This window comes from Massilia sp. UBA6681, from assembly GCF_002454935.1.
In the GTDB taxonomy this organism is placed as follows: domain Bacteria; phylum Pseudomonadota; class Gammaproteobacteria; order Burkholderiales; family Burkholderiaceae_D; genus Telluria; species Telluria varians.
Genome location: NZ_DKJX01000079.1, coordinates 99,723 through 116,191 on the forward strand (window position 1 = coordinate 99,723; position 16,469 = coordinate 116,191).

General features: G+C 66.1%; 16 protein-coding genes and 1 other RNA gene. 10 read left to right on the top strand and 7 right to left on the bottom strand.

The features are described from left to right. Nucleotides 1-2: 2 nt before the first annotated feature. Both glpK and rnpB read right to left on the bottom strand, forming a co-directional pair. The gene (gene glpK / locus B2R83_RS13430) at nt 3-1,490 is read right to left on the bottom strand and encodes a glycerol kinase GlpK (protein WP_292042123.1); all 1,488 of its coding nucleotides are present in this window, start codon (nt 1,488-1,490) and stop codon (nt 3-5) included. 30 nt (nt 1,491-1,520) lie between these two features. Next, an RNA gene (rnpB, locus tag B2R83_RS13435) (RNase P RNA component class A) lies at nt 1,521-1,859 on the bottom strand. Nucleotides 1,860-2,008: 149 nt separating this feature from the next. Between rnpB and B2R83_RS13440 the strand changes: the two genes are divergently transcribed. Next, nucleotides 2,009-3,712: a thiamine pyrophosphate-binding protein gene (locus tag B2R83_RS13440; protein WP_292042124.1), complete on the top strand. Its 1,704-nt coding sequence runs from the start codon at nt 2,009-2,011 to the stop codon at nt 3,710-3,712. A gap of 33 nt (nt 3,713-3,745) precedes the next feature. Here B2R83_RS13440 and B2R83_RS13445 read toward each other — a convergent pair whose 3' ends face one another. Further along, entirely contained in the window at nt 3,746-4,162 is a 417-nt protein-coding gene (locus B2R83_RS13445) for a hypothetical protein (protein ID WP_209587887.1), read from the bottom strand. Nucleotides 4,163-4,186: 24 nt separating this feature from the next. On the opposite strand from B2R83_RS13445, the gene ftsY reads away from it, so the two are divergent. From ftsY to B2R83_RS13485, 8 genes are all read left to right on the top strand, one after another. Beyond that, entirely contained in the window at nt 4,187-5,332 is a 1,146-nt protein-coding gene (ftsY, locus tag B2R83_RS13450; protein ID WP_292042128.1) for a signal recognition particle-docking protein FtsY, read from the top strand. 15 nt (nt 5,333-5,347) lie between these two features. After that, complete coding sequence (locus B2R83_RS13455; RefSeq protein ID WP_036210808.1) at nt 5,348-6,010, top strand: cell division ATP-binding protein FtsE; 663 nt, start codon at nt 5,348-5,350, stop codon at nt 6,008-6,010. Further along, a complete protein-coding gene (gene ftsX, locus B2R83_RS13460) occupies nt 6,007-6,921 on the top strand; it encodes a permease-like cell division protein FtsX (protein WP_292042129.1) in 915 nt (304 codons plus the stop codon). The genes B2R83_RS13455 and ftsX overlap by 4 nt, the downstream gene beginning before the upstream one ends. A gap of 476 nt (nt 6,922-7,397) precedes the next feature. Further along, nucleotides 7,398-8,288 carry an RNA polymerase sigma factor RpoH gene (rpoH, locus tag B2R83_RS13465; RefSeq protein ID WP_209587884.1) on the top strand — a complete coding sequence of 297 codons (891 nt, stop codon included), beginning with the start codon at nt 7,398-7,400 and terminating at the stop codon, nt 8,286-8,288. Nucleotides 8,289-8,529: 241 nt separating this feature from the next. Continuing rightward, nucleotides 8,530-9,366 carry a glutathione-dependent disulfide-bond oxidoreductase gene (yghU, locus tag B2R83_RS13470; protein ID WP_292042132.1) on the top strand — a complete coding sequence of 279 codons (837 nt, stop codon included), beginning with the start codon at nt 8,530-8,532 and terminating at the stop codon, nt 9,364-9,366. A 101-nt stretch (nt 9,367-9,467) separates the two neighbouring features. Next, complete coding sequence (locus tag B2R83_RS13475; RefSeq protein WP_292042134.1) at nt 9,468-9,947, top strand: VOC family protein; 480 nt, start codon at nt 9,468-9,470, stop codon at nt 9,945-9,947. A gap of 109 nt (nt 9,948-10,056) precedes the next feature. Beyond that, complete coding sequence (locus B2R83_RS13480; RefSeq protein WP_292042136.1) at nt 10,057-10,692, top strand: exopolysaccharide biosynthesis protein; 636 nt, start codon at nt 10,057-10,059, stop codon at nt 10,690-10,692. 144 nt (nt 10,693-10,836) lie between these two features. Then, nucleotides 10,837-11,052 carry a hypothetical protein gene (locus B2R83_RS13485; RefSeq protein ID WP_292042138.1) on the top strand — a complete coding sequence of 72 codons (216 nt, stop codon included), beginning with the start codon at nt 10,837-10,839 and terminating at the stop codon, nt 11,050-11,052. Between the two features lie 15 nt (nt 11,053-11,067). On the opposite strand, the gene B2R83_RS13490 is transcribed toward B2R83_RS13485, so the two are convergent. The 4 genes from B2R83_RS13490 to B2R83_RS13505 all read right to left on the bottom strand — a co-directional run bounded on the left by B2R83_RS13490 (nt 11,068) and on the right by B2R83_RS13505 (nt 14,600). Continuing rightward, nucleotides 11,068-11,682 carry an exopolysaccharide biosynthesis protein gene (locus tag B2R83_RS13490; RefSeq protein WP_292042140.1) on the bottom strand — a complete coding sequence of 205 codons (615 nt, stop codon included), beginning with the start codon at nt 11,680-11,682 and terminating at the stop codon, nt 11,068-11,070. Further along, a complete protein-coding gene (gene htpX / locus B2R83_RS13495) occupies nt 11,679-12,551 on the bottom strand; it encodes a protease HtpX (protein ID WP_209587878.1) in 873 nt (290 codons plus the stop codon). Before htpX ends, B2R83_RS13490 begins: the two co-directional genes overlap by 4 nt. A gap of 33 nt (nt 12,552-12,584) precedes the next feature. After that, nucleotides 12,585-14,144 (bottom strand): TerC family protein, encoded by a 1,560-nt coding sequence (locus B2R83_RS13500; RefSeq protein ID WP_292042142.1) that lies wholly within the window; start codon nt 14,142-14,144, stop codon nt 12,585-12,587. Between the two features lie 138 nt (nt 14,145-14,282). After that, nucleotides 14,283-14,600 (bottom strand): hypothetical protein, encoded by a 318-nt coding sequence (locus tag B2R83_RS13505; protein ID WP_292042144.1) that lies wholly within the window; start codon nt 14,598-14,600, stop codon nt 14,283-14,285. Nucleotides 14,601-14,643: 43 nt separating this feature from the next. Here B2R83_RS13505 and B2R83_RS13510 point away from each other — a divergent pair, with 43 nt between their 5' ends. Continuing rightward, nucleotides 14,644-16,365 (top strand): GMC oxidoreductase, encoded by a 1,722-nt coding sequence (locus tag B2R83_RS13510; RefSeq protein WP_292042146.1) that lies wholly within the window; start codon nt 14,644-14,646, stop codon nt 16,363-16,365. Nucleotides 16,366-16,469: the final 104 nt, after the last annotated feature.

Here is a 16,469-nt window from a genome sequence, read left to right on the forward strand (position 1 = left end):
GGCTAGCCGTTCGGCCAGCCCTTCGCATGCTCCACCGCCCGGCCCCAGCGCGCCATCAGCTCGGCGCGCCGGCCGGCATCCATCGCCGGTTCGAAACGCCGCTCGACCTGCCACTGGCGGGCGATCTCGTCGACACCCTCCCAGTAGCCGACCGCCAGCCCGGCCAGGTAGGCGGCGCCCAGCGCCGTGGTTTCAAGCACGCGCGGCCGCACGACGGGGATGCCGAGCAGGTCGGCCTGGAACTGCATCAGGAGGTCGTTGCGGGCGGCGCCGCCGTCGGCGCGCATCTCGGTAACAAGACAGGCGGCATCCTTCTGCATCGCCGCCAGCAGTTCCGCGCTCTGGTAGGCGATCGCCTCGACCGCGGCGCGGGCGATGTGGCCGCCAGTCGTCCCGCGCGTCATGCCGACGATGGTGCCGCGCGCGTACTGGTCCCAGTGCGGCGCGCCCAGGCCGGTGAAGGCCGGCACCAGCATCACGCCGCCGCTGTCCGGCACGCTCAGGGCCAGCGCCTCGACCTCACCGGATTGCCTGATGATGCCGAGGCCGTCGCGCAGCCACTGCACGGTGGCGCCGCCCATGAAGACGCTGCCTTCCAATAGATAGTCGGTGGCGCCCCTGACGCTCCAGCCGACCGTGGACAGCAGGCGATTGTGCGAGACCGGCGGCGTGGCGCCGGCATGCATCAGCATGAAGCAGCCGGTGCCGTAGGTATTCTTGACCATTCCCTGGCGGTGGCAGGCCTGGCCGAAGATGGCGGCCTGCTGGTCGCCGGCGATGCCGGCGATCGGCACCGCGGCGCCGAAGCATTCTTCGGCCGCGAGGCCCACGACCTCCGAACTGGCGACGAGGTCCGGCAGCACGCCGGCCGGAATGCCGAACAGGGCCAGCAGTTCCTCGTCCCAGCGCAGGGTATGTATATTGAAGAGCATGGTGCGCGCGGCATTGCTGGCGTCGGTGACGTGGCGCCCGCACAGGCGGTACACCAGCCAGCTGTCGACCGTGCCGAAGGCCAGTTCGCCGCGTTCGGCGCGGGTCCTGGCGCCCGGCACCTGCTCGAGCAGCCATTGCAGCTTGGTGGCGGAAAAATAGGCGTCGACTTCGAGGCCGGTGCGCTGCCGGATGTCCTCCGCCTTACCTCCTTCGCGCAGGCGGTCGCACATGGCGGCGGTGCGGCGGTCCTGCCAGACGATGGCGCGCGCGACCGGTTCGCCGGTGGCGCGGTCCCACAGCACCGTGGTCTCGCGCTGGTTGGCGATGCCGATCGCGGCAAGCTGCCGTCCGTCGATGCCGGCCTGGCGCAGCGCCTCGCGCGCGCAGGCGAGCTGGCTGTGCCAGATGTCGAGGGCGTCGTGCTCGACCCAACCGGGTTCGGGGAAATGCTGGGGATATTCGTGCTGGCTGCTCGCTACGGCCAAGCCAGCGCGATCGAAGACGATGGCGCGTGAGCTGGTGGTGCCCTGGTCGAGGGCAAGGATGTATTGATGCATCGATGACTCCACCAAGGACTACCGGAATTCATGTAAAGCAGGCCGATAGGCCGGATTCTGTGTAGTGGTCTCCCTTGCGGGACGCCCCTATGACAGCCATTCCTCTAGGCGCTGGATTACTCCAGCGCTCAAGCTTCCTACCCGCACGCTCCGCGAGCAACATCAACGCGTGCCTATTTGGAATTGCTCCAGGTGGAGGTTACCGCGTTTCACCGTAACTTAATACGCTCGTCTCTGTGGCCCTATTCCTCGCCTTATACCTTGCGGCTTTCAGCGGACGGCCGTTAACCGTCACCCTGCTCTGTGGAGTCCGGACCTTCCTCCCGCCATCACCCGAAGATGACGGCCAGCGGCTGCCTGGCCTGCTTCACGGAGGGCATTGTAACCGATTGGGCTCGCGCAACCTATCGCCAAGTGACCACGTTTTCTGAAATTTCGTGTCGCCATTTCAAAATCCTTCCCCACCTCATCCACATAGAATGTTTGGATAGCAAAACCATCAAGGACGAGACCCAACCATGACCCACCCTTCCCGCACCGGCGGCCAGATCCTGGTCGATGCGCTCCATACCCATGGCGTGGACACCGCCTTCGGCGTGCCCGGCGAAAGCTACCTCGACGTGCTGGACGCACTGCACGATTCGGACATCCGCTTCGTGATCAACCGGCAGGAAGGCGGCGCGGCGTTCATGGCGGAGGCCTACGGCAAGATGACCGGCAAGCCGGGGATCTGCTTCGTCACCCGCGGACCCGGCGCCACCAACGCCTCGATCGGCGTGCACACCGCCTACCAGGACTCGACCCCGATGATCCTGTTCATCGGCCAGGTCGGCGGCGACTTCATCGACCGCGAAGCCTTCCAGGAAATCGACTACCGTCGCATGTTCGGCCAGATGGCCAAGTGGGTCACCCAGATCGACCGCGCCGACCGCATCCCCGAATACATCGCGCGCGCCTTCCAGGTCGCCACCAGCGGCCGCCCCGGCCCGGTGGTGCTGGCCCTGCCGGAAGACATGCTGGTCAACAAAGCGGAAGTGCCGGATGCGCGCCGCTACCAGCCGGTGCAGGCAGCACCGTCGACGGAACAGGTCGCCCAGCTGCGTTCCATGCTGGCCGAAAGCCAGCGCCCGATCGTGCTGCTCGGCGGCGGCTCCTGGTCCGACCAGGCCTGCGCCGACCTGGCCCGCTTCGCCGAAGCCAACCGGCTGCCGGTCGGCTGCACCTTCCGCTTCCAGGACCTGATGGACAACGCCCACCCGAACTACGTGGGCGACGTCGGCATCGGCATCAACCCGAAACTGGCGGCGCGCGTGAAGGAAGCCGACCTGGTGATCGCCATCGGCCCGCGCCTGGGCGAGATGACCACCAGCGGCTATTCGCTGCTGTCCTCGCCCGTGCCGCGCCAGCGCCTGGTCCACATCCACGCGGATCCGGAAGAGCTGGGCAGCGTCTACCAGGCCGACCTGATGATCGCCAGCGGCGCTCCGCAGGTGTGCGCGATGCTGGCCGCGATGGAGCCGGTGGATTCCTCGGCCTGGGCTAACACAGTGGAAGAAGCCAGGGCCGACCTGACCGCCTGGCAGGCGCAGCCGCCGATCTTCCGCGACGGCGCTGCGCCGCTCGACCTGTGGCAAGTGGTGCAGGAACTCATGCGCCAAAGCCCGCGCGACACCATCATCACCAACGGCGCCGGCAACTACGCGACCTGGGCGCACCGCTTCTACCGCTACGGCGGCAAGCGCACCCAGCTCGCGCCGACCAACGGCGCGATGGGCTATGCGGTGCCGGCCGGCGTGGCGGCCAAGATCATCGATCCGCAGCGCACGGTGGTCACCTTCGCCGGCGACGGGGAATTCATGATGACGGGGCAGGAACTGGCCACCGCGGTGCAGTACGGCGCCGGCGTGATCATCCTGGTGTTCAACAACAGCATGTTCGGCACCATCCGCATGCACCAGGAGCGCGACTACCCGGGCCGCGTGTCGGGTACCAGCCTGCACAATCCGGATTTCGCCGCGCTGGCGCGCGCCTACGGCGGCCACGGCGAGGTGGTCGAGAAGACCGAGGAATTCGCGCCCGCCCTGCAGCGCGCGCTGGCGCATGCGAACGAACGCAAGCTGCCGGCGGTGATCGAGCTGCGCTACGACGGCAATCTGATTACGCCGAACGCGACGCTCGAGACGATTCGCAAGACGGCGGAAGCGGCCAAGGCCGGCCGTTGATGTCGTACGGTGGTCGGCTTGCCGACCACCGCCCTACTGCCCCAAGCCCAGCTCGGCCGGCAGCGGAATCGGCTGGTCGAAGAAACTGACCTGTTCCGGGTTGGTCAGGAACAATGCGACGAGGGCGATGAACGCCCACACGATAATGTTGCGCATGTTCGCGGCGCTGCCATCCGTGGCGTTGTCGCCATAGATGAGGCGCTTCAGAAAATTGGTAATTTTCACGGTGTGCCCCGTTGTATTTTGTGGTTTTCTCTCTCTGTTCAATTTAACGCAAGTCGCTGTCGTTTTCCAGACGCGCACTGTTGAGTAACCAGTCGGTTTCAGCAATAACACAACAAAGAGTTCCTTCCACGCATCTTCTAGCGTCGATACCTGCCATTCCGGGTGGCGTCTTGCTGCTCTGGTAAAATATTCGCTACTTTTTTCATCGCCGGCGCCAGCCGGCATCGTGCGCAGGAATCGCCCCCATTTATGTTTAGTTTCTTCAAGAGAAAGAAGCCTGAAACCGAGGTCTCGACGCCGGACCAGGCGGCGCCCGCAGCGGCGCCGATGTTCGTGCCGGGTGCACTGGACGCACCGGTCAGCCCGCCGCCGGCACCAGTCGCCGCGCCCGCTATCGCGCCGGCTGCGCCGGCTGCGCCGGCCGCCCCGCCCGTCGCAGCCGATCTCGGCGAACTGTTCCCGGAAACCGCGGAACGCCCGACCAGCGCCGCGGAACAGAAGACATCCTGGATGGCGCGCCTGAAGGCCGGCCTGTCCAAGACCTCGAGCAACCTGTCGCTGCTGTTCGTCGGTGCGCGCATCGACGAGGACCTGTACGAGGAGCTCGAAGCGGCGCTGCTGATGTCCGATGCCGGCATGGACGCCACCGAGCACCTGCTGGGCGCCCTGCGCCGCAAGGTCAAGGAAGACAAGCTGCTCGACGCCGCCCAGGTCAAGGCCGCGCTCAAGGAACTCATGATCGAGCTGCTGGCGCCGCTGCAGAAGCCCCTCGAACTGGGCCGCCACGAACCGCTGGTGATGATGATCTCGGGCGTGAACGGCGCCGGCAAGACCACCACCATCGGCAAGCTGGCCAAGCACATGCAGCGCTTCGACCAGTCGGTGCTGCTGGCCGCGGGCGACACCTTCCGCGCCGCCGCGCGCGAGCAGCTGATGGTCTGGGGCCAGCGCAACAACGTCACCGTGATCTCGCAGGCCTCGGGCGACCCGGCCGCCGTCGCTTTCGACGCGGTCCAGTCGGGCAAGGCGCGCGGCACCGACGTGGTCATGGTCGACACCGCCGGCCGCCTGCCGACCCAGCTGCACCTGATGGAAGAACTCAAGAAGATCAAGCGCGTCATCGGCAAGGGCATGGACGGCGCCCCGCACGAGACCCTCTTGGTCATCGACGGCAACACCGGCCAGAACGCGCTGGCCCAGGTCAAGGCTTTCGACGACGCCCTGCAGCTGACCGGCCTGGTGATCACCAAGCTGGACGGCACCGCCAAGGGCGGCGTGCTGGCCGCGATCGCGCGTACCCGCCCGGTGCCGGTGTACTTCATCGGCGTGGGCGAAAAGCTGGACGACCTGCAGCCGTTCAACGCCGAAGAATTCGTCGAAGCGCTGCTGGGTTGAAGGAACGGACCATCGATGATCGAATTCCAGTCCGTCTCCAAACAATATTCCCCTGACGCTTACGCGCTGCGCGACGTCTCCCTCAATATCGGCAAGGGCGAGCTGGTCTACCTGGCCGGCCCGTCCGGCGCGGGCAAGTCGACCCTGATGAAGATGGTGGCCGCCGTCGAGCGGCCCAGCAGCGGCGTGGTCACCGTCAACGGCCAGGACATCGGCCGCCTCAAGCGGGCCGGCATTCCTTTCCTGCGCCGTAACCTGGGCCTGATCTTCCAGCACCAGCGCCTGCTCAACGACCGCAACATCCTCGGCAACGTCATGCTGCCCCTGCTCGTCACCGGCGCCCCCAAGGCGCAGGCCGAGCAGCGCGCCCGGGCCGCCCTCGACAAGGTGGGCCTGCTCGAACGCGCCAGGGCGATGCCGCTGGAACTGTCCGGCGGCGAGCAGCAGCGCGTGGCGGTGGCGCGCGCCATCGTCAACCGCCCGCAGATCATCCTGGCGGACGAGCCGACCGCCAACCTCGACCGCGTGGCGGCCGACAAGGTGCTCGACGCGCTGCGCGCCTTCAACGCCGTCGGCGTGACCTGCGTGATCTCGACCCACGACGATCAGGTGCTCGACAGTGCGGCGGCACGCGTGATCCGTCTCGAGCATGGCCAACTGGTGGGAGACGCCGCATGAGCCCCTGGATCCGCCAGCACCGCTTCGCCTTGGGGGCGGCCCTGTCCACGGTGCGCAAATCGCCGGGCAGCTTCCTGTTCAACGTGCTCGTCGTCGCCTTCGCCCTGATGCTGCCGATCGCCGGCATCACCCTGCTCGACAACGTGCGTCCGCTGTCCGAACAGCTCTCGGTCGACCCGGAGATCAGCGTCTTCATGAAACTCGAGGCGACACGCGAGGAAGCGACCGCCCTGCAGCCGCGCATTCGCGCGATCGCGGCCGGCGGCGGCAAGACCGACATCGACTTCATCCCGCGCGAGCAAGCGCTGGCCGCGATGAAGGCCGGGAGCGGCCTGGGCGACGTGATCGACACGCTGGGCGAAAACCCGCTGCCGGACAGCTTCAAGCTGCGACTTAGCGGCAGCAGCGCAGCAAGCCAGGTCGACGCGATCACCGAACAGCTGCGCGCCCTGCCCGGCGTGGATGTAGTGCAGGTCGATTCGGCCTGGGTGAAGCGCCTGGCCGCCATGCTGGCCATCCTGCGCCTGGCCCTGCTGCTGCTGGCGGTCACGCTCGGCATCGTGGTGATCGCGGTGGTGTTCAACACCATCCGCCTGCAGGTGCTGACGCAGAAGGAGGAAATCAACGTGTCGAAGCTGCTGGGCGCCACGGACAACTTCATCCACCGCCCCTTCTACTATACCGGCGGCCTGCTCGGCCTGTGCGCGGGCGCGGTGGCGCTCGGCGCCGTGGTGCTGGCCCTGCAGCCGCTGAACGGCGCGATTGCGGACTTTGCAAGATTGTATGCGTCGGAATTCCAGCTGGCGCCGCTCGGCGCACTGGAAACCGCCGGCGTCCTCGCGATCAGCGCGGGCCTCGGCCTGATCGGCGCGATGCTGTCGGTGCAGCGCCACCTGGCGCGCGTGCAATAAGGCAGACTCCACTGGGCGCGCGGGCCGTTCGAGCCGGCGGCGCGCCCAATCTTGGCCCTGCTTCAAACTGCTGACCCGCCCCACCCTACGTTCACACGAGCGCTATTCCTACAGGCCGGCTTTGACGAATGTGCGCCATCCAACAGAAGGCCGCTTCTCAGGCCTTTAACCTGTCTCTAACACGTTTTCCAGCGGGTTTTTGCTCACTTTTGAGCTAAATCAACTGAATTGGGGTCGCCTGCACTACAGTTAAGGCGGCGCGATTTTGATTCCCACGAGCAATACTTTAGCCAAACTTAATCGATTTCGATAAATCGATGGCCTGCCTAGCACTCATACATGGAGAGTGCTAATATATGTCTCGAATACAGCGAAATCAAGGAAAGCATCCAAGTAACAAGCAGTAACGCTGGTGTCACACGGCATGGGTCGGTGGCACATTGGGATGCAGTAAGTCTACTACGAGGAAATTGAAAATGTCCGCACAATCCGCATTGGTTCCGGCCGGCAGTCGTGCTCTGGGACTGGGTTTCTCTGGCAATCTGGGCAACATCGATGCCTACATTTCTGCCGTCAACCGCCTGCCGATGCTGACTCACGAGGAAGAGGTATCGCTGGCGAAGTCGCTCCGGGAAAAGAATGACCTGGACGCTGCACAGAAGCTGGTGCTGTCGCACCTGCGCCTGGTCGTGTCGATCGCGCGCGGCTACCTCGGCTATGGCCTGCCGCACGCCGACCTGATCCAGGAAGGCAATATCGGCCTCATGAAAGCGGTCAAGCGCTTCGACCCGAACCAGGGCGTGCGTCTGGTCTCGTACGCGATGCACTGGATCAAGGCCGAGATGCACGAATACATTTTGAAGAACTGGCGTCTGGTGAAGGTCGCGACGACCAAGGCCCAGCGCAAGCTGTTCTTCAACCTGCGCAGCAACAAGCAGGGCCTGGACACCATGACCCCGAGCCAGGTCGACGAGCTGGCGAAGATGCTCGACGTCAAGCGTGAAGAAGTGATCGAGATGGAAACCCGCCTGTCGGGCCGCGACATCGCCCTCGAATCGCCAACCGACGACGAAGACGACAAGTTCGCCCCGATCGCCTACCTGTCGTCGGAGCAGCAGGAGCCGACCCGCGTGCTGGAATCCGAGCAGCGCGACCGCCTGCAGTCCGAAGGACTGGAGACCGCACTGTCGAAGCTGGACCCGCGTTCGCGCCGCATCGTCGAAGCGCGCTGGCTGGCCAACGACGACGGTTCGGGTGCCACGCTGCACACGCTGGCCGAAGAATTCGGCGTGTCGGCCGAGCGTATCCGCCAGATCGAATCGGCTGCGCTGAAGAAGATGAAAGGCGCGCTGGCGGCTTACATCTGAGCCCTGCCCGCCCCAACCGAAACCCCGCCCCGGCGGGGTTTTCTTTTTTTAAAGTCGAGGGTCAGGTCTGACATTCAGACACGGACTGAGCAATACAACATCGGAGTAACGCTCGAGCTCGTGTCCGAATGTCAGACCTGACCCTCATGGTTTCTGACCCTCATGGTTTCTCATGGTTTGGGCAGGTCCGGCATGCCGCGGCTAGAATGGCTACTTTGACCAGATTCCCAAGGAGCGCCCGATGACCGACCAGTACGTCCCACCCACAGTCTGGACCCCGCCCGCTTCCAGCGGCGGCACCTTCGCCAACATCAACCGCCCGGTCGCCGGCCCGACCCACGAGGCCGCACTGCCGGTCGGCAAGCACCCGCTGCAGCTGTACTCGCTGGCCACGCCCAATGGCGTGAAGGTGACCATCATGCTGGAAGAGCTGCTGGCCCTCGGCCACAGCGGCGCCGAGTACGACGCCTGGCTCATCAAGATCAACGAGGGCGCCCAGTTCTCGAGCGGCTTCGTCGAGATCAACCCGAATTCCAAGATCCCGGCCCTGGTCGACCGCAGCGCCGAACAGCCGGTGCGCGTGTTCGAATCCGGCTCGATCCTGGTCTACCTGGCCGAGAAGTTCGGCGCCTTCCTGCCAAAAGATGGTCCGGCGCGCGCCGAGACCATGAACTGGCTGTTCTGGCAGATGGGGTCGGCGCCCTTCGTGGGCGGCGGCTTCGGCCACTTCTATGCCTACGCGCCGGAAAAACTGCAGTATCCGATCGACCGCTATGCGATGGAGACCAAGCGCCAGCTCGACGTGCTCGAGCGCGAGCTGGCCAACAAGCAGTTTGTGGCCGGCAACGAGTACACGATCGCCGACATGGCGATCTGGCCGTGGTACGGCGGCATGGTGCGCGGCGAGCTGTACGATGCCGGCGAATTCCTCTCGGTGCACGAGTACCGGCACGTGCGCCGCTGGGCCGACGAGATCGCCGCGCGCCCGGCCGTCGTCCGTGGCCGCAAGGTCAACCGGGTTCGTGGCAATCCGGAGGAGCAGGTTCCCGAGCGTCACGACGCTTCCGACCTGGACTGATCTTCCGTAAGGGAGACCGTGGCAAGCGAGGAAGGCGCGCGCGATTGCGTTATGCTGGCGCGCGATATTCCGAACGATGTGCCTACGATGGGAGACATGCCATGGTCAGCAAGAACACGATTTGCCTCTGGTTCAACGGAACCGCGCTGGAAGCGGCGCAGTTCTACGCGGCGACCATTCCCGACAGCGCGCTCGGCGAGGTGTTCCGCGCACCGAGTGACTATCCGGCCGGCAAGCAAGGCGACGTCCTGACCGTCGCCTTCACCGTGGCCGGCATCCCCTGCATCGGCCTGAACGGCGGCCCGGTCTTCTCCCATACCGAAGCCTTTTCCTTCCAGATCGCGACCGATGACCAGGAAGAAACCGACCGCCTGTGGAACGCCATCGTCGGCAACGGCGGCCAGGAAAGCGCCTGCGGCTGGTGCAAGGACAAGTGGGGCCTGTCCTGGCAGATCACGCCGCGCGTGCTCAGCGAAGGCATCGCCGACCCCGACCCGGCCGTGGCGAAGCGCGTGTTCGAGGCGATGATGACGATGCGCAAGATCGACGTGGCGGCGATCGAGGCTGCGCGGCGCGGCTGAACGGGAACGGACAGCGGCCTGTGGGCTGCGCGCACTTGCCATTCAGCGGCGGAAGCATGCGCTCCTGCACTATACTCTTGCCTTCCCGCCAGGAACCATGAGAAGCACGATGAAAGAACCCATGCAAGCTGAACCGGTCTTCAAGAAACTGCGCGGCATGGTCCGCTCCCTGCCGCCCGGCGGCATCACCCTGAGCGAACTGATCCGCCGTGTCGGCAACGAAGGCCTGCTGATCCTGACCGCCCTGCTCACCCTGGTCTTCCTGATCCCGGTGTCGATTCCGGGGGTGAGCACCGTGTTCGGCGCCGCGATCCTCCTGATCGGCGTCAGCCGCCTGTTCGGCCGCGAACTCTGGGTCCCGGCAAAGCTGAAGCACCGACTGATCTCCACCAGCAAGCTGCGCCCGGCGCTGCGCAAGGCGCTGCCCTGGCTGTACCGGATCGAACGGGTGTGCAAGCCGAATCGTATCCAGTGGCTGGTGGCGAATGGCTCGATCGAGCATCTCAACAACGCCGGCCTGATCTTGGGCGCCGTGCTGCTGATGATGCCCTTCGGCCTGATCCCGTTCAGCAACACTTTCCCCGCGGTCGCCCTGCTGTTCCTGGCGATCGGCCTGCTGCAGCGCGACGGCGTCAGCGTACTGCTGGGTCACGTCAGCAACGTCGTCACCATCCTGTATTTCAGCCTGCTCATCGGTGGCGGCGGCCTGGCCGCGCGCGAGCTGTTCAACCGCATGGTTGGCTGAGCAGCTCGAAGTCCGGTCTGCAATACCAAACCGGCAATTTTTGCTGTTTAGCCACTAAAACATCAACTTAATGCAAAGTCTTAAGAATTTACTTTAAGTGCATTTACAGCTCTGCTAGCATCCTTCGCTCGCATGGAGGAACGCATGGCAGAGCAGAGCAGGAACGATGCACGCAGTGACCTGGTGACGGCTGGCCAGGTCGACGAGGGCCTGAAATTATGCGCGCGCTACGGCGTCCACCCCGCCCTGCTGTTCATGGAACAGGTCGGGGTGCCGCGCCGGGTGGCCCTGCGCGTGCTGTGCTCTCCCGAACACTTCCGCCAGCGCGACCGCCGCCGGCATCCCCGTCCCGCACGCTGACGGCAGTCCTGGCGCCTAAGGCAGCCAGGCCGCCACCGCGTACAGCGCCATCTTGACGAACACGATCACCACGCCCGACACCAGCGCGGCGGATGCCAGGGCCGCGGCCAGGCCGGCCAGGATCCAGTAGCCGTCGCGTTCGAGAATGCCGAGCGCCAGCAGGCTGATCGAAAAAGCCGGCAGCATGTTCCCCATCGGGATCGGCAGCAGCACGACCACGGCCAGCACCAGGCACACCGCGCCCACCAGGTATTCCATCGGCGGCAGCGCCAGCGCGCCGGCGCGTGGCCGCAGCAGGCGCTCGGCGCGCTGCAGCCAGGGGTGCATGCGCCCTACCAGCGCGCGGAAGGCCGGGCGCGGTATCGAACGCGCCGCGATGAAGCGCGGCAGCCAGGGCTGGCGCCCGAACGCCAGCTGCGCCGCCAGGAACACCAGCGGCAGGCCCAGGATGGCCGAGGTGCCGGGCAGCGCCGGCAGCGCGTTGGGAAAGGCGAACACGAACAGCAGGGCGCCGAGCGCGCGGTCGCCCAGGGCCGCGAGCAGGTCGCCGATCGAGATCCGCTCGCCCTCCTCCTCGGCCAGGCGCTGCAGCACCGCCGACAGCGCGCTCCCCGCGGCTGGGCCGGTCATTGCGCCTGCAATGCCGCGATGCGCGCCTCGATCGGCGGGTGGCTGGAGAACAGCGACAGCGCGCCCTTGCCGGAAATGCCGAAGGCCGCCATGTTCTTCGGCAGCTCCCCTTCGGCCAGGCCGCCCAGGCGGCGCAGCGCCGCGATCATCGGCTGCGGGCGGCCCAGGATCTGTGCAGCCCCGCGGTCGGCGCGGAATTCGCGCTGGCGCGAGAAGTACATCACGATGATGCTGGCCAGGATGCCGAACAGGATCTCGCACACCACCACCGTGACCATGTAGCCGATGCCCGGGCCCGACTGTTCGCTGTCGTTCCGGCGCAGCATCTGGTCGACGGCGTAGCCGACCACCCGCGCCAGGAACACCACGAAGGTGTTGACCACGCCCTGGACCAGGGTCAGCGTGACCATGTCGCCGTTGGCGATGTGCGCCACCTCGTGCGCCAGCACGGCTTCGACCTCCTCCTGCGACATCGAGGCCAGGAGGCCCGTGGACACCGCGACCAGCGAGCCGTTGCGGGTGGCGCCGGTGGCGAAGGCGTTCGGCTCGCCCTCGTACACGGCCACTTCCGGCATCTTGATGCCGGCCTTGCGCGCCTGCTCCCCCACGGTATTGAGCAGCCAGGCCTCGGTGGCATTGGCCGGCTGGGCGATGACGCGCGCCTTGGTCGACCATTTGGCGATCGGCTTGGACAGCCACAGCGAGATGAAGGCGCCGCCGAAGCCCATCAGCGCGGCGAAGGCCAGCAGCATGGGGAGATTCAGGCCGTTGGCGGTGAGGAAGCGGTTGACGCCGAGCAGGCTGGCGCTCAGGCTCAGGACCAGCACGACGGCCAGGTTAGTGGCGAGGAACAGCACAATGCGTTTCATGGGTTTTCCTTCAATGACAAATGAGATAAAGAGTCAGCCCGCGGCGTCCTGCGCCTGCAGGTCCAGGCGCGTGATCGCAACGCGCAGGATGCGCCGGTCTTCCACAGCCAGGATCTCGAAGCGCAGCCCGTCGGTCTCGATCGCCTGGCCGGCGGCCGGCAGGGTTTCGAAACGCGCCAGCAGGTAGCCGGCCAGCGAGCTGTAGTCGGCGTCCGGGTCGACCAGGCGGTCGGACTCCAGCACCTGCTCGAGCAGATGCAGGTCGGCGCTGCCGTCGGCCTCCCAGCGGCCCGCTCCCTGCGCGCGGATCGCCGGCTGCTCGTCCTCGTCCGGGAACTCGCCGGCGATCGCTTCCAGCAGGTCGATCGGCGTCAACAGGCCCTGGACCACGCCGTACTCGTCGGCCACCAGCACCAGCTGGCCGCGGGCGCGCTTGAGCGTGTCCATGGCGCGCAGCACGCCGGCGGTGTCGGGCAGGTAGATCGGCTTGCGCAGCAGCGCCGGGTCGGCCTCGTCGATGCGCTCGTGGAGCAGCAGCGCCCCGATCAGGTCCTTGGTCCGGGCCACGCCCACCACCCGGTCGACGTCGCCGCGGCAGACCGGCAGCTGGTTGTGCGGGGTTTCCTGCAGCTGCTGCAGGATGGTGGCCGCGTCCTGTTCCAGGTTCACCCAGGACATCTCGGCGCGCGGCGTCATGATCGAGCGGATCGAGCGGTCGGCCAGGGTCAGCACGCCGCTGACCATGTTGCGCTCCTCGACGGCGAAACTGTCGTCCGGCTCGCGCGCTTCGTCCGGCACCTCTTCCTGGGCATGGCGAGGCTTGCCGAGCAGGCGCAGGACCGAGTCGGCGGTGCGCTCACGGAACGGCAGGCGCGCCTCGTTCTTCAGGAAGTTACGGCGCGCGAACTGGTTGAAGGTCTCGATCAGCACCGAGAAGCCGATCGCCGCGTACAGGTAGCCCTTCGGGATGTGGAAGCCCAGTCCCTCGGCGATCAGGCTCAGGCCGATCATCAACAGGAAGCTCAGGCACAGCACCACCACGGTCGGGTGGGCGTTGACGAAGCGGGTCAGCGGCTTCGAGGCCAGGATCATGACGCCGATCGAGATGACGACGGCCGCCATCATGACCCACAGTTCGTCGACCATGCCCACCGCCGTGATCACCGCGTCCAGCGAGAACACCGCGTCGAGCACGACGATCTGGGCCACCACGGCGGCGAAGCCGGCATACACCTTGTTGCCGGACTGGACGTGGACCACGCCCTCGATGCGCTCGTGCAGCTCGACCGTGGCCTTGAACAGCAGGAACAGGCCGCCGATAAGAAGAATCAGGTCACGCCCGGAGAAACTGAAGGAACCGAGCGAGAACAGCGGCGTGGTCAGGGTGACCAGCCAGGAGACGATCGTCAGCAGGCCGAGGCGCATGGCCATGGCCAGGGACAGGCCCAGCAGGCGGGCCTTGTCGCGCTGGTGCGGCGGCAGCTTGTCCGCCAGGATCGCGATGAAAATCAGGTTGTCGATGCCCAGGACGATTTCCAGGAACACCAGGGTCAGCAAACCCACCCATATCGAGGGGTCCATTAGCCATTCCATCTTGCTTGCCTTAATAAATGTGAAGAAGCGGGGTCCACCGACGATGGTCGGCGGAAGAAGTCCGGAGGCAGGCAGGCGCGCGCGGGCGCCGTCCAGGGCGAACCGGACGGACGACAGGAGGGGAGCCACGCTCCCGCGTCAGGCGCGGCGGGGTGGCTTGTCGGGAGGCGGCAGGGAGAGGCGGTAAGGCGGCGCGGCGTGCTGCGGCACCGCGGCGGCGCGCAGGCCGGCCAGGTTCAGGCGGGTGTCCTGGTGCACGAGGTCATGCAGGTCGGCCACCGAGGGCGGCTCGTCGGGATCGATGTCGGCGTTGGCGTTGCCCTGGAAGGCATCGATGCCGGTCATGCTCGCATGCGTGTGCGCGCCATCGGGCTGCGCCGTCGACACGGAAATCGACAAGGCCAGGACGTTCAGCGGGAACAGCAGGATCAGGAAAATGACGAGGAGTCGTCTCATACGATGGGGACAAGCATGACGATGCGAGTATATCATGCGTTTGATGAACACGATCCCAGCCTCTCCCGCCGCACCGGCGCTCAACATCAAGGCAGCCGATGTCCAGACCTACGATGCCATCGTGATCGGCTCGGGCATCAGCGGCGGTTTCGCGGCGAAGGAGTTGTGCGAACTGGGCTTGCGCACCCTGGTCCTCGAGCGCGGCCGGACGGTGGAACACATCGCGGACTATCCGACCGCGCTGAGCGCGCCGTGGGAGCTGCCCAACCGGAATCAGCTGAGCCGCAAGATGCGGGAGGACAATCCGATCGCCAGCCGCCATGCCTCCTTCCAGGAAGCGACCGAGCACTTCTTCGTCAAGGACAAGGAACACCCGTATGTGCAAACCCGCCCTTACGACTGGATCCGCGGCTACCAGCTGGGCGGGCGCTCGCTGACCTGGGGGCGCTGGACCCAGCGCTGGAGCGAGCAGGATTTCGAAGCCAATGCCAGGGAAGGCATCGCCGTCGATTGGCCAATCCGCTATCGCGACCTCGCGCCCTGGTACAGCCACGTGGAGCGGTTCGTGGGCGTCAGCGGCACGCGCGATGGCCTGTCCCAGGTGCCGGACGGCGAATTCCTGCCGCCACTGCAGATGACACCGGCCGAGGAGCACTTCAAGCGCCAGCTCGCCAGGCATTATGGAGACCGCCACCTGATCATCGCGCGCATGGCCAACCTGTCGGTGCCGCACCTCGGCCGCGGCAGCTGCCAGAACCGCAACCTGTGCGTGCGCGGTTGTCCATTCGGCGGCTACTTCAGCAGCAATAGCGCGACCCTGCCGGCGGCGGCCCGGACCGGCCTGCTGACCATCCGGCCGCACTCGGTGGTGGAATCCATTATTGTCGATCCGGCCAGCGGCAAGGCCAGGGGCGTGCGCGTCATCGACGCGAACACCAGGGCAAGCACCGAGTATTTTGCGAAGCTCGTGTTCGTCAATGCGTCGACCCTGAACACGACGCTGATCCTGCTGAACTCCACCTCCAGCCGCTTCCCGCGGGGCATGGGCAATGACAGCGGCGAGCTGGGACACAACCCGATGGACCATAACTGCAATGCCACGATCGGCGCCAAGATTCCGATGTTCCAGGATCAGTACTACCAGGGGCGTCGTCCCGGCGGCGTCTACCTGCCGCGCTTTCGCAATCTCGGGTCCGACCGCAGCAGCGCCTTCCTGCGCGGCTTCGCCTACCAGGGCAGCAGCACGCGCACGCCGCGTGCTACGCCCCCGGGCCTGGGGCCGGAACTCAAGGAAGCCTTGCGCGATCCCGGTCCATGGCAGATCAGCATGCGCGGCATCGGCGAATGCCTGCCTTACCACAGCAACAAGGTCAGCCTGAGCCCGAGCCTGCGCGATGCCTGGGGCATGCCCTTGCTCGAGGTCGACGCCGCTTTCGGCGACAACGAGCATGCGATGACCCGCGACATGCTGGCCGCGGGCAGCGAGATGTTCGAACGTGCGGGCTTCACCAACATCACCGCGCACGAGGCGCACGACAACATGGGCCTGCGCAACCACGAAATGGGCACGGCCCGCATGGGCCGCGATGCGCGCACCTCGGTGCTGAACGGCCACAACCAGGTATGGGGTGCCCCGAACGTCTTCGTCACCGATGGCGCCTGCATGACCTCGAGCGGAACGGCGAATCCTTCGCTCACGTATATGGCGCTCACTGCCAGGGCCGCGCATTTCGCCGTGGACCAGCTCAAGAAAGGAAACCTGTGAACGCGCCGCCGGATAGCCGGCGCCGCCGCGTGCTGCTGTCGATGGCGCTGGGCGGCGTCGGCCTTGCCGGCGGCTGCAGCCTGCCTGCCCTGCGGCGCGGCGCG